This is a genomic window from Massilia sp., assembly GCF_031995545.1.
Lineage (GTDB): Bacteria > Pseudomonadota > Gammaproteobacteria > Burkholderiales > Burkholderiaceae_D > Telluria.
This window is the reverse complement of record NZ_DAMAGA010000026.1, coordinates 44,698-58,296: the sequence shown is the minus strand read 5'-3', so window position 1 is coordinate 58,296 and position 13,599 is coordinate 44,698. Positions and strand designations below refer to the sequence as shown.

Sequence of the window (13,599 nt, the reverse complement as noted above, 5' to 3'; positions counted from 1 at the left end):
TTCTTTGTGGCCCGCGTGAGCGGGCCCTGCGCAATCTCCGGTCCTCCGGAGACTGCAGCTTACACCAGTTGCAGCGTGACGTCGATGTTGCCGCGGGTCGCGTTCGAGTATGGGCACACGATGTGGGCGCGGTCGATCAGGGTCTGCGCTTCGTCCGCCGGCACGCCCGGCAGGCTGATCTTCAGCTGGACTTCGATGCCGAAACCGGTCGGGATTGGGCCGATGCCGACAGTGCCTTCCACCGACACGTCCGGCGAGATTTTCAGCTTGTCGCGCGCTGCGACGAATTTCATCGCGCCCAGGAAGCAGGCCGAGTAGCCGGCTGCGAACAGCTGTTCCGGATTGGTACCGGCCAGGCCGGCGCCGCCGAGTTCTTTCGGGGTGGTCAGTTTGACGTCCAGTGCGCCATCCGACGAGACGGCGCGGCCTTCACGGCCACCCGAGGCGGTTGCACTTGCGCGGTAGAGGACTTGTTCGATTGCCATGATGAGACTCCTTGTGTGTGTGGTGCTTCAGCACCTGAGTTTGATGCGCCCTAAATAGAACCCTATTAAGTAGCGCGCTATATAAATCATTTTATTGCCTTGGCCCGCCGACCCTTATCTCTGTCGTTCGGCGCTGCCATGGAAAGCATATTAACTAGCGCGCTATTTAATTGCAAGCGATTTTTGTTGCGAATTGTAAGTTTGAGGAAAATACAAAAATAGGGGGTTGCGGTGGCTCAGACCAGCCGCACCGACTCGCGCACGATCAGACTCAGCCCCGGCACCTGCTCGGCCGGCTGCTCGTGCCCGAGCATGGCCAGCATGCGACGCCCGATCCCGGTGCCGACTTCATACAGAGGCTGGCGTACCGTGGTCAGCGGCGGCGTCGTGTACATCGAGCTGTGCAGGTCGTCGAAGCCGACCAGCGACACGTCTTCCGGCACCCGGATATTGCGCCGGTACAGCGCCAGGCGCGCACCATAAGCGCTCAGGTCGTTGGCGGCGAAGATGGCAGTGAAGCGCAGATTGGCCTGCAGCAGTGCGTTCACCGCCTGCAAGCCGCTCGACTCGTCGAACTCGCCCGCCCCCACCAGCCGCGGGTCGGCGGTGATGCCATGTTTGGCCAGGGTGTCGTGGTAGCCCGCCAGACGGGCACGCGCATCGCGATGGTCGACCGGACCGCTGATGTGGGCGATGCGGCGGTGGCCCTGGGCGATCAGGTATTCCATCGCATCGCAGGCGCCACGGTAATTGTCCAGGCAAAAGCCTTGGGTACGCTCGCCCTGCACCTCGCGCCCGAAAGCGACGATCGGCACCCGGCGCGAAAAGTCGAGAATCTGCTGGTCGCTCATGTTGCCGGTGAGGATGGCGACGCCGTCGACCCGGCGCCCGATCAGCAATTCGACCCGCTCCGCCTCTTCGTCCGCATGCCAGTGCCCGCTCATGATCAGCAGCGCATAGCCGGCCGCCTTGACCGCATCCTCGATGCCGACCATGGCACGGTTGAAGTAACCGCTCTCGAGCGACTGGGTCAGCACGCCGATGGTGCGCGTGCTACCCATCTTGAGGCTTTGCGCCAGCAGGTTCGGCTTGTAGTTGAGCTCATCGATGACGCGCTCGATCGCGCGCCGCTTGTCGTCGGATACCTTGGCGGTACCGTTCAGGAAGCGCGACACCGTGGCGGGTGACACGCCGGCCGCGCTGGCGACCTGGTACAGGGTAGTGGTACTGCTCTCGTTTTTCATGGATCCGGCGGGCGTCCTGGACAGGTTCAAGGCAGTTTGTTGCTTGAAGTATATCACGCGTTTTTGCGGGATCAATCCGCCATGAATAGCCACCTGAAGTTTCATGAAAGCGTTTCACAACCACTCGTCGTTGATCTGCAACAAACTATTTTTTAGTTTTAAACGATTCTATTTGACATTTTTTTATCGATGATTTTACTATGAAACCGTTTTCAAGACTTCTGAAAACGATTTCTTGCAATCCCGGCTGTTAGCGCTCGCATCACCAATAAATCAACAAAATCGGAGACAAGCATGACACTCGCTGCACCCCTCGGCGCGCGCCGCCACGCGCCCATTCAACTCGCCATCCTGACCCTGCTGGCCGGCATCGCCGCCGGCGCCCAGGCGCAATCGGCGTCCGACCCGGCCACGCCGGCGGCGGCCACCGAGCGTCCGGCCGCAGTCAACCCGACCGACGACGGCAAGGTGGCCGAAGTCGTGGTTACCGCCACCAAGCGTTCGACCTCGCTGCAAAAGACCCCGATCGCGGTCACCGCGCTGAATGCCGCCACCCTGGCCGACAACCACGTGCAGACCATGCTCGACGTGGTGGCGCTGGTGCCGGGCTTCCAGGCCACCTCGCAGGGCGATCACGGCGTCACCACCATGACCCTGCGCGGCATCGGCAACGACAGCGCCAAGACCGAATACGCCGACCCCGAAGTCGCGTCGTTCGTCGACAACGTCTATTCGCCGCGCGCCGAGGGCGCCACCGCCCTGCTGTTCGACGTCGAAGGCATCGAGGTGCTGCGCGGTCCGCAAGGTACGCTGTGGGGCCGCAACTCCACCGTCGGCGCGGTCAACATCCAGACCGTGAAACCCGAACTGGGCAGCCGCTCGGGCTACATCGAAGGCGGCATCGGCGACTACAACCGCCTGGGTGCGCGCGGCGCGGTCAACGTGCCGCTGTCGGACACCGCGGCGCTGCGTTTCGCCGTGGTGCACGAGCGCCATGACGGCTACGTCGACTACCAGAAATTCAATGCCCCCTCGCCCGAGTCGCAGCGCGCGGCCTATCTGGCCGCCGGCGGCGACCCGTCCCAGTTCCGCCTGATCAACCCGAACAACTTCGTCTCCGGCGGCGACAAGTACAGCGCCCAGGACCAGAGCGCGGCGCGCCTGTCGCTGCTGTGGCAACTGGCGCCCAACCTGCGCTGGAACATCGCCTACGAAAAATTCATCGACCGCGGCACCCCGACCGCCAACCTGATGCAGCAGCCTCGCGCCGGCGAGAAGCACTGGTCGACCCTGTCCGACAGCGCCCCGTGGATCAACCGCGACAGCCACAACGTGCGCAGCCGCCTGAGCTGGGACATCAGCCCCGACCTGGCGCTGCAGTACGTGGCCGGCTGGTCCAAGTTCAGCGGCGACATGCGCTTCGACCAGGACGGCGGCACGATCGTCCCGACCTCGATCACGTCAGGCGGCATCTTCCAGGAACACACCACGGTCGACTCCAACTACAAGAGCCACAGCCACGAGCTGCTGCTGCAGTCGGTCGGCACCCGCACGGTGGACTGGCAGGTCGGCGCCTATTACGGCAACGAGAAGAACGACATCCGCTTCGACATCGCCGGCATGAAGGGCACCGAGGACGGCGCGGTCAACTGGCAGGGTTCCTTCATCCAGCCCAAGCAGACCGTGGACACCACGGCGGTGTTCGGCCAGGCCACCTGGAACATCACCGACCAGTGGCACCTGACCGGCGGCGTGCGCTACACCCACGACAAGCGCGTGCACACCGGTGGCCGCGGCTACACCTGGGGCTACGACCCGGCGGCGCCGCAACTGCCGCTCAATCCGCAGATCAACCCGCGCGACCCGGCCAACGGCTACGTCGAGGGCGTGCCGAACGACGGCCGCTACAGCGACAACAAGGCCACCGGCCTGGTACGCCTGAACTACGACATCGACCGCAACAACATGGTCTATGCCAGCGTCTCGACCGGCTACAAATCGGGCGGCGTGCAGGATCGCGGCCTGCCGTATCAACCGGAGACCCTGACCAACTACGAGATCGGCTCGAAGAGCACCTTCTTCAACGGCGGCCTGCGCATCAACAACGCGCTGTTCTACATGGACTTCAAGGACTTCCAGTTCAATTCGCCGGTCAGCTTCCCGGACGGCAGCCGCGGCCTGGCCATCGAGAACGCCGACGGCGCCGAAGTCTATGGCCTGGAAACCGAGATCGCGGCGCGCGTCGCGACCGACGGCCGGCTGTCGATCAGCCTCGCGGTGCTCGATACCAAGCTCGGTCGTCTGATCGCCGGTTCGAACGACTACACGCTGCCGACGTGCACGGTCGATACCAGCATCTCGACCTGCCTCGACGTCACCGGCCACAAGCTGCCGCACGCGCCGAAGTTCTCGACCACGGTGCAGTACCAGCACACCTTCCGCCTGGCCGATGGCGGCACGATCGTCCCGCGCATCACCGCGCGCTACGAGGATGACGTCAACCTGAGCGTGTTCGACCTGGGTCCGGAAGACCGCCAGAAAGCCTACGCCAGCGCCGACCTCGGCCTGCGCTATGCGAAGGACCGCTGGTGGGTGGACGCGTTCGTGCGCAACGTGAGCGACAAGAAGATCAAGACCAGCGCCTTCAACGGCTTCGGCCCGTGGCTGGCGCAGTACAAGCCGCCGCGCACCGTCGGCATCAACACCGGCTTCGATTTCTGATCGGAGAAGGTTAATCAAGACCACGGCAAGACCGCGGCAGGACCGCAATGCGATCCTGCCGTTTTTTACAACAGGACTTACCCGCCGTGCGTAAGTACAGAGTAAGTGCAGAACAACCTAGAGAGTCCCATGACCAAGAGCGCCCAATTCGATTTCCAGAACGATTTTCCGCATGATTTCACCTGGGGCGTCGCCACCAGCTCCTTCCAGATCGAAGGCGCCTGGGACGCCGACGGCAAGGGTCCCTCGATCTGGGACACCTTCTGCCTGGACAAAGCCAATATCAAGGATGGCAGCGACGGCACCATCGCCTGCGACCACTACAACCGCTACCGTGAAGACGTGGCGCTGATGGCGTCGCTGGGCGTGGACGCCTACCGCTTCTCGATGGCCTGGGCGCGCGTGCAGCCCGACGGCAAGGGCGCCTGGAACGAAGCCGGCCTCGACTTCTACAGCCGCCTGCTCGACGCCCTGGCCGAGAAGAACATCCGCGCCCACATCACGCTGTACCACTGGGACCTGCCGCAAGGCTTGCAGGACGATGGCGGCTGGCTCAATCGCGACACCGCCTACCGCTTTGCCGACTACGCGCGCGAAGTGGCGCGCCGCTTCGGCGACCGGGTCGAGGCGATCGCCACCCACAACGAACCGTGGTGCACGGCCAATCTCGGCTACGGCAACGCCCAGTTCGCGCCGGGCGTGCGCGACCTGAAACAGTCGATCCAGGTCTCGCACCACCTGCTGCTGTCGCACGGCCTGGCCATGACGGCCATGCGCGAAGTCGGCAGCAGCGCCAGGCTCGGAATCGTGCTGAATCAATGGACGGCCGATGCCGCCACCGATTCGCAAGCGGACCGCGACATGGCCGAATTCGAATACGCGCGCTCGGTGCAGTGGTTCATGGATCCGATCTTCAAGGGCCGCTATCCGGAACTGGCGCTGCGCGGCCACGGCGACAACGCGCCGCAGGTAGCAGAGGGCGACTTCGCCATCATCCAGCAGAAGATCGATTTCCTGGGCTGTAACTACTACTTCCGCTCGTGGTGCAGCGCCGCCGTGCCACCGGTGCCGGCGCCGGCCCGCCACGGCGTCACCGACATGGGCTGGGAGATCTTCCCGGAAGGCCTGCCCGAACTGCTGCTGAAACTCAAAGCCGAGTATCCCGACCTGCCGCCGGTGTACATTACCGAAAACGGCATGGCCAATGCCGACACGATCGAAGGCGGACAAGTGCACGACCCGGAGCGCATCGCCTACGTGCGCAGCCACCTGGCGGCACTCAAAGAAGCGATGGATGCGGGCGTCAACGTGCAGGGCTACTTCCTCTGGAGCCTGCTGGACAACTTCGAGTGGAACTCGGGCTACGCCAAGCGCTTCGGCATCGTGCACGTGGACTATGCGACCCAGCAGCGCACGCCGAAGGACAGCGCGCTGTGGTACCGCGAATTCATCGCGGCGCGCGCTCCGGCCTGAACCGCACAAAATTCGCACGTCGTACATAAGAAGCGAGAAGGAAGAGACAATGCAAGCGACTACCACCCACGCCGGCGGCCCGCGCCTGCTGGCCGACATCGGCGGCACCAATGCGCGTTTCGCGCTGGAGCCGGCCCCCGGCAGCATCGAGGCGGTGCAGACCCTGGCCTGCGCCGACCACGCCCACTTCGAGGACGCGGTGCGTGCCTACCTGGCCAATACCGGTGCCCAGGTGCGGCACGCCGCGATCGCGATCGCCAACCCGGTCGACGGCGATGCCATCCGCATGACCAACCACCACTGGGCGTTCTCGATCGAGGCCGCGCGCCAGGCACTGGGCCTGGACACGCTGCTGGTGGTGAACGACTTCACCGCGCTGGCGATGTCGCTGCCGGCGCTGCAGGACGGCGACCTGGCGCGCATCGGCGGCGGCGCGGCGAAAGCGGGATGCGCGATCGGCCTGGTCGGCGCCGGCACGGGTTTGGGCGTGTCGGGCCTGGTGCCCAGCAACGGGCGCTGGATTGCGCTGCATAGCGAAGGCGGCCACGTGGCCTTCTCGCCGCTGGACGAACGCGAAGCCGACGTGCTGCGCTTCGCCTGGCAGCGTCACGACCACGTGTCGGCCGAACGTTTCGTCTCCGGTCCCGGCCTGGCGCTGATCCATGAGGCGCTGGCCGACCGCGCCGGCATTGCATTGAGCAGCGCGCTGGCGCCGTCCGACGTGGTGGCGCGCGGCCTGGAAGGCGGCGACGCCCTGTGCCGCGAAGCGGTCGATGTCTTCTGCGGCATGCTCGGCACCGTCGCCGCCAACCTGGCCGTCACCCTCGGCGCGCAGGGCGGCATCTATATCGGCGGCGGCGTGGTGCCGCGCCTGGGCGACTACTTCGCCACGTCGCCGTTCCGCGCCCGCTTCGAGCGCAAGGGGCGGCTGAGCGATTTCACGGCGCGCATTCCGACCTTCCTGATCACGGCGCCCTACCCTGCGCTGCAAGGTGCTTCGCGCTTATTGGCCGACTATTTGGCTGATCATTTGACGGACCACCCGGTACGCCTGCGCGCGGTCCAGGCAAGCCAGGAGGCGGCCGATGCGTCCTGCTAAATACTCTTCTCCCCTGCTGTGGGTACCGACCGGCTACTTCACCATGGCGCTCGGCTACGTGATGCTCACCAGCGTCACCGCCATCATGTTCAAGAACCTGGGCATGGACAACGGCCGCGCGGCCCAGTATTCGAGCCTCCTGATCCTGGCGTACACGATCAAGCCGCTGTTCGCGCCATTCGTCGAGATGTACCGCACCAAGAAGTTCTTCGTGCTCATCGCCCAGATCCTGATCGGGGCCGGCTTCGCCGGGGTCGCGCTGCTGATGGAGCTGCCCGGCTACATGAGCTTTTTGATGGCGATCTTCTTTGCACTCTCCTTCATCGGCGCAACCCAGGACATCGCCAGCGACGGCGTGTATGTCACCTCGCTCGACGCGCGCGCGCAGTCGCTGTACTGCGGTGTGCAAAGCCTGTCGTGGAACATCGGCCCGATCGTCGCCGCCGGCGGCATGGTCTACCTCAGCGGCTACCTGCATTCGAGCGTGTTCGGCCACGACCCGGCCGTGTTCGGGCCTGACTGGATCGACGCCTGGCGCATCATCTTCCTGCTGGTCGGCGGTTTGACCCTGCTGATGGCGCTGTGGCACTGGCGCTTCATGCCGGAAGGCGCGCGCGCAGCCGATACGCCGTCGAGCGTGAAGGATGCCGGCCGCATCCTGCTCGACGCCTTCGTCACCCTGTTCCAGAAGCGCGGCGTGTGGCGCATGATCGCCTTCGCCTTCCTGTTCCGCTTCAGCGTCGGCCTGCTGGAAAAGATCGGTCCGTTCTTCATGGTGGACCCGGCCTCGAAAGGCGGCCTCGGACTGTCGAACGAGATGCTGGGCCTGATCTACGGCACCTATGGACTGGCGGCAGTGCTGCTCGGGTCCCTGCTGGGCGGCTTGTACGTGGCCAAGCGCGGACTGAAGTCGACCCTGCTGGTGCTGTGCTGCGCGATCAACATCCCGAACGCGACCTTCCTCATCATGAGCATCTACATGCCATCGAGCCTGGTGATGATCACGCTCGGCGTCGCGGTCGAAAAGTTCTTCTTCGGCTTCGGCGCGGTCGGCTTCATGATCTACCTGATGCAGCAGCTCGCCCCCGGCAAGTACACCACCACCCACTACGCCTTCGGCACCGGCCTGATGGGACTGTGCGGCATGGTCACCGGCGTGGTCAGCGGCCACCTGCAGGAGATGATGGGCTACGTCAGCTACTTCGTGCTGGTGATGGTCGCGACGATTCCATCGTTCCTGGCGACCTGGTTCGCGCCGTTCTATCACGACGACGGCAGCGCCCCGCAGCCTGACGAGGATACCGACGGCAAGGCGGTGCCGGCATGAGGCGCCTGTCGATTCCATTATTGCTCCTTGCTGCCGGCAGCGCCGCTGCGCAAACCGCCACCATCAAGGTCAACCAGGTCGGCTTCCTGCCGCAGGCGCACAAGCTGGCGGTGGTACCGCAACAGGCCACCGGCACGAATTTCGAGGTGATCGGCGCCGATGGCAAGACCGTATTCAGCGCTGCGCTCGGTGCCCCCGGCCGCTGGGAGCCGTCCGGTGAAACCGTGCGCGTGGCCGACTTCAGCGCACTGGCGCAGCCGGGCACCTACCGCCTGAAAGTCGCCGGGCTGCCGCTGTCCGATCCGTTTACGGTCAAGCCGGATGCCTACCGCGCGCTGGGCGACGCCGCGCTCAAGGCCTATTACTTCAACCGCAGCGCGATCGAGATCGACGCCAGGCACGGCGGCGCCTGGGCGCGTCCGGCCGGCCACCCGGACGACAAGGTGCTGGTGCATGTCTCGGCCGCGTCGAGCGCACGCCCGGAGGGCACCGTCCTGTCCAGCCCCAAAGGCTGGTACGACGCCGGCGACTACAACAAGTACGTGGTCAATTCCGGCATCTCGACCTATACCCTGCTGGCCGCCTTCGAACACTATCCGGGCGCGTTCAGGCACGACATCGCGATCCCCGAATCGGGCAACGGCGTGCCCGACATCCTCGACGAGGCGATGTGGAACCTCGAGTGGATGCTGACCATGCAGGATCCGAACGACGGCGGCGTGTACCACAAGCTGACCAACCAGCGCTTCGACGGCATCGTGATGCCGCACGCGGGCAACCGTACGCCACGCTACGTGGTGGCCAAGAGCACCGCCGCGGCGCTCGACTTCGCGGCCACCATGGCGACTGCCGGCCGCGTGCTGGCGCCGTACGAGAAGCAGTGGCCGGGCATGTCCGCGCGCATGCTGGCGGCGGCCGAAAGCGCATGGCGCTGGGCCGAGGCCAATCCAAAGGCGGTGTTCAAGAATCCGAAGGACGTCGCCACCGGCGAATACGGCGACGACAAGCTGGACGACGAATTCTTCTGGGCCGCGGCGGAGCTGTTCATCGCCACCGGCAAGGACGTCTACGCCAAGGCGCTGCGCACTCACGACGCGCCATTGAGCACGCCGTCGTGGGGCAATGTGCGCGCGCTGGGCTGGATCTCGCTGGCGCAGCAGCGCGAGCGCCTGGCGCCGTCGTTCGACCGCGCCCGGATCGAGCAGCGCATCGACGGCCTGGCCGCGCAGCTGGCCGAGACCTCCCGCAACGGCGGCTACCGGGTGCCGATGGCGAACAAGGACTTCGTCTGGGGTAGCAATGCCGTGATCCTGAACCAGGCCATGATGCTGCTGCAGGCCTACCGTCTCAATCGCAAGCCGGACTACCTGGTCGCGGCGCAATCGAGCCTCGATTATGTCTTGGGCCGCAATGCCACCGGCTACTCGTTCGTGACCGGCTTCGGCACGCGTCCTTTCATGCATCCGCACCACCGGCCGTCGATGGCCGACGGCGTCGCCGCACCGGTGCCGGGCTGGCTGTCGGGCGGGCCGAATCCTGGCCAGCAGGACAAGAAGGATTGCCCGGTGCCGTATCCGAGCATGCGCCCGGCCCTGTCTTACATCGACCACGACTGCAGCTATGCCGCCAACGAAGTCGCCATCAACTGGAACGCGCCGCTGGTGTACGTGGCGGCGGCGCTGTCCACCCTCACGCCATCGCCCGCCATGAATCAGCCTCCAACCATGTCGCTCGACGTGCTCGCGCGCGAAGAGCAGCTGCTGCAGTTCGACCGCTTCGACCAGGCCATCGCCAGTGCCATCGGCGCCAAGGTGGTGGAGCGCGCACGCGCCAACCGCCAGACCGTGACGGTGCAGATCAAACAAGGCGACACGGTCCTGTTCAGCCAAGCGATGCCGGGCGCCTCGCCCGACCACATGGACTGGATCCGGCGCAAGAACAACCTGGTCAAGCGCACCGGCCACAGCTCGTTCTATACCCACAACGAAGTACGCCAGGGCGGCGGCGACCACGATGCGATTCCCGGCCTGGACATGCGCGACTACGCGGCCCACGGCGGCGCCTTCCCGGTGGTGGTGCGTGGCCAGGGACTGGTCGGCACCATTACCGTATCGGGTCTGCCGGGACCGGACGACCACGGCCTGGTGGTGGCGACATTGAAAGACTACCTGAAGGTGCAGCCATGAACGCAAACCGCACTATCCGCTGGGGCATCCTCGGCACCGGCCGCATCGCACGCGACTTCGCGGTCGGCCTGCGCGACACGCCGGATGCAGTGCTGGCGGCGGTCGGTTCGCGCACGCAGGCCAGCGCGCAAGCCTTCGCCGCCGACTTCGGCAATCCAGCCGCCTACGGCTCGTACGAGGAACTGGCGCAGGCACCCGACATCGACATCATCTACATCGCCACCCCGCACACCCTGCACGCCGAGAACGCGATCATGGCCCTGCGCGGCGGCAAAGCGGTGCTGTGCGAAAAACCGTTCGCGCTGAACCGGCGCGAAGCCGGCGAAGTGGTGGCGCTGGCGCGGGCAAAGGGCCTGTTCCTGATGGAGGCGATGTGGACCCGCTTCATGCCGGCCCTGTCCGAAGTGCAGCGCATCGTCGCCAGCGGCGAGATCGGGTCGGTGACCCAGGTGCACGCCGACTTCGGCTTCGCGGCTACCCAAGACCCCGAACATCGCGTCAACAACCTGGCGCTGGGTGGCGGCGCGCTGCTCGACCTCGGCATCTATCCGCTGTCGATCGCCTGCGCCATCCTGGGCAAGGTCGAATCGGTGCAGGCCCAGGCGATCATGGGCGAGACCGGGGTCGATCTCACCACCGCCTTCACCATGAAGCACGCCGGCGGCACGCTGTCGGTGTGCAGCTGCTCGCTGCGCGCGCGCTCACCCGGCGAACTGACGGTGTCGGGCACGCGCGGCGCCGTGCGCATGGAACGCATGTTCCACATGGCCGAACGGGTCACGGTCGATGTACTGGACGGGCCCTCGCGCACGGTCGACACACCATGGCTGGGCAACGGCTACACCCATGAAGCGATCGCCGCCGGCCAGTGCCTGCGCGACGGCCTGCTGGAACACCCCACCATGCCGCTCGACGAGACCCTGGCCCTGATGGGCGTACTGGACACCATCCGGCGCCAGATCGGGCTGCGCTATCCGGGCGAAGACTGAACCTCGCCCAGCAGCGCCGCCAGCCGGCGCATGTCGGCCGGCTTGACCAGGTAATGGTCGAAGCCGGCCTCCAGCGCCAGCGCGCGGTCGGCGTCGCTGCCGTAGCCGGTCAGCGCGATCAATAGCGGCGTTTCTTCCTTGAGTTCGGCGCGGATGCGGCGTGCCAGCTCGCGTCCGTCCATGTCGGGCAGGCCGATGTCGAGGATGCAGGCGCCGGGCGGCTGCGCCAGCACGCGCCGCAGGGCCGGCGCCGGCGCATGCTCGACCTGCACCCGGTAGCCCTCGGCGTCGAGCAGCAATGCCAGCGAAGCGGCGGCGTCCTGATTATCGTCGACCACCAGCACGTCGTCCGCGCTGCCGCGGCGCACGGCAGGCGGCGCCTGTGGCGGGGGAGAAGCCGGCTGCGCCGGCTCCACCGCCAGGCGCGGCAGCGTCACCGTGAACGTGCTGCCCTGGCCCGGACCGTCGCTGGCCGCTTCCACCCGCCCGCCATGCAGCTCGACCAGGTTCTTGACCAGCGCCAGCCCGAGCCCCAGGCCGCCCTCGGCGCGGTCGGGGGTGCGCCGCGCCTGGGTGAACAGGCCGAACACGTCGGGCAGCAGTTCGGGCGCGATGCCGATGCCGTCGTCCTGCACCACCAGCTGCGCTTCTCCTGCATGCGTGCGCACCGCCAGCAGCACGCTGCCTTCTTCCGGCGTGTACTTGGCGGCATTGCCGAGCAGGTTGGCCAGCACCTGGATCAGGCGCTTGGCGTCGCCCTCGACCAGCACCTTCGATTCCGGCAGCTCGGTGCGCAGGCGCTGGCGCTTCATCTGCATCAGCGGCTGCGCCTGTTCCAGCGCCGCGGTCACGGTCTGGCGCAGGTCGATCGCGTGGCGTTCGAGTTCGATGATGCCGCGCGTGACGCGCGACACGTCCAGCAGGTCGTCCACCAGGTGCACCATGTGGTTCACCTGGCGCCCGATGATCTCGCTGGTGCGGCGCACCTGGGCCGGGTCGCCCGCGTACACGCTCTTGAGCAGCTCGGCCGCGGTGCTGATCGGCGCCAGCGGATTGCGCAGCTCGTGCGCCAGCATGGCCAGGAACTCGTTCTTGCGCACGTCGGCCAGGCGCAGCGCCGCCAGCGCCTCGTTGCGTTCGCGCTCGGCCAGACTGCGCGTCAGGTCCTGGAGGTACAGCTGGTAGGCCAGGCGCCACACCACCGCGATCAGGATCACCAGCAGGCCCCACACGAACAGCCAGATCAGGGTGGTGAGATCGATGCCCGCATCGGCCGTGCGCACCGCCCAGGTGGCGACCATGCCGAGCAGGATCGGCGTCAGCACCAGGGGGCCGAGCAGGCGGCGCAGGGTACGGCTGCTCGGGTTGTCGCTGGCCAGCGCCACCATCAGGCCGCGGTCGGGCCGCAGCGCCAGCACCGCGCCGGCGGCCAGCACGAAGCCGAGCGCGGTGCGCAGCGAGGTGCCGCGTCCCGGCAGCAGCTCGTACAGCACGGTGTCCCCGGCGGCGAAGCTGGCCAGGGTGAGCAGCGCGAACAGCAGCACGCCGGCCGCCAGCGCCTGCGCCACCGCCACGCTGCGGCGCGCACCCACCAGGCCGAGGCTGACGCCCAGCACCACGAACAGGCCGGCGGTCAGCGGCGCCGGCAGGCTCCAGGCGTTGGCGCTGGCGCCGATCCCGAGCGACAGCGGGGCCGGGGCCCAGCCGGCGGCGCGCATCAGCGCGGAACCGAGACCGAGCACCAGCGGCGCCAGCGCCAGCACGCGACCGGCGCGCAGGACGGCGCCCTGCGTGCGCAGCTGCAGCAGCAAGGCACCGGCCGTCCACACGAAGCCGAGCGCGGTGACCGGATACATCTGCGGCCGGCCGCTGTCGGCCCCGATCAGCAGCGGCATGTGCAGCCACCAGCCGGCCAGCGCGGCGGCGGCGAGCAGCAGGCAGGCCAGCGCGGCGCCGGCCGGGATGAGTGGGCTGATAGTCGGTCTGGTCATGATGCGAGGCTGCGGCAAGCGTGATACAAGAACGACAATGCTACCAGCCCCGGCGCTCCGGGATGGTCTTGATTCCCGGTGACA

The 13,599-nt window shown here is 66.6% G+C and carries 9 protein-coding genes; 6 read left to right on the top strand and 3 right to left on the bottom strand.

Annotated features, from left to right (window positions below):
* Positions 1–59: 59 nt before the first annotated feature.
* The gene (locus tag RTQ83_RS16995) at positions 60–485 is read right to left on the bottom strand and encodes an organic hydroperoxide resistance protein (protein ID WP_312516981.1); all 426 of its coding nucleotides are present in this window, start codon (positions 483–485) and stop codon (positions 60–62) included.
* A 236-nt stretch (positions 486–721) separates the two neighbouring features.
* Complete coding sequence (locus RTQ83_RS16990; RefSeq protein WP_312516979.1) at positions 722–1,729, bottom strand: LacI family DNA-binding transcriptional regulator; 1,008 nt, start codon at positions 1,727–1,729, stop codon at positions 722–724.
* Between the two features lie 294 nt (positions 1,730–2,023).
* Between RTQ83_RS16990 and RTQ83_RS16985 the strand changes: the two genes are divergently transcribed.
* From RTQ83_RS16985 to RTQ83_RS16960, 6 genes are all read left to right on the top strand, one after another.
* A complete protein-coding gene (locus RTQ83_RS16985) occupies positions 2,024–4,450 on the top strand; it encodes a TonB-dependent receptor domain-containing protein (RefSeq protein ID WP_312516977.1) in 2,427 nt (808 codons plus the stop codon).
* 129 nt (positions 4,451–4,579) lie between these two features.
* Positions 4,580–5,923: a GH1 family beta-glucosidase gene (locus RTQ83_RS16980; protein ID WP_312516975.1), complete on the top strand. Its 1,344-nt coding sequence runs from the start codon at positions 4,580–4,582 to the stop codon at positions 5,921–5,923.
* Between the two features lie 49 nt (positions 5,924–5,972).
* Positions 5,973–7,022 carry a glucokinase gene (locus RTQ83_RS16975; protein ID WP_312516973.1) on the top strand — a complete coding sequence of 350 codons (1,050 nt, stop codon included), beginning with the start codon at positions 5,973–5,975 and terminating at the stop codon, positions 7,020–7,022.
* Positions 7,009–8,349 (top strand): MFS transporter, encoded by a 1,341-nt coding sequence (locus RTQ83_RS16970; RefSeq protein WP_312516971.1) that lies wholly within the window; start codon positions 7,009–7,011, stop codon positions 8,347–8,349. Before RTQ83_RS16975 ends, RTQ83_RS16970 begins: the two co-directional genes overlap by 14 nt.
* Positions 8,346–10,535 (top strand): heme-degrading domain-containing protein, encoded by a 2,190-nt coding sequence (locus tag RTQ83_RS16965; protein WP_312516969.1) that lies wholly within the window; start codon positions 8,346–8,348, stop codon positions 10,533–10,535. Before RTQ83_RS16970 ends, RTQ83_RS16965 begins: the two co-directional genes overlap by 4 nt.
* Positions 10,532–11,524 (top strand): Gfo/Idh/MocA family oxidoreductase, encoded by a 993-nt coding sequence (locus RTQ83_RS16960; protein WP_312516967.1) that lies wholly within the window; start codon positions 10,532–10,534, stop codon positions 11,522–11,524. Before RTQ83_RS16965 ends, RTQ83_RS16960 begins: the two co-directional genes overlap by 4 nt.
* Here RTQ83_RS16960 and RTQ83_RS16955 read toward each other — a convergent pair.
* Positions 11,506–13,515: a hybrid sensor histidine kinase/response regulator gene (locus RTQ83_RS16955; protein ID WP_312516965.1), complete on the bottom strand. Its 2,010-nt coding sequence runs from the start codon at positions 13,513–13,515 to the stop codon at positions 11,506–11,508. The genes RTQ83_RS16960 and RTQ83_RS16955 overlap by 19 nt on opposite strands.
* Positions 13,516–13,599: the final 84 nt, after the last annotated feature.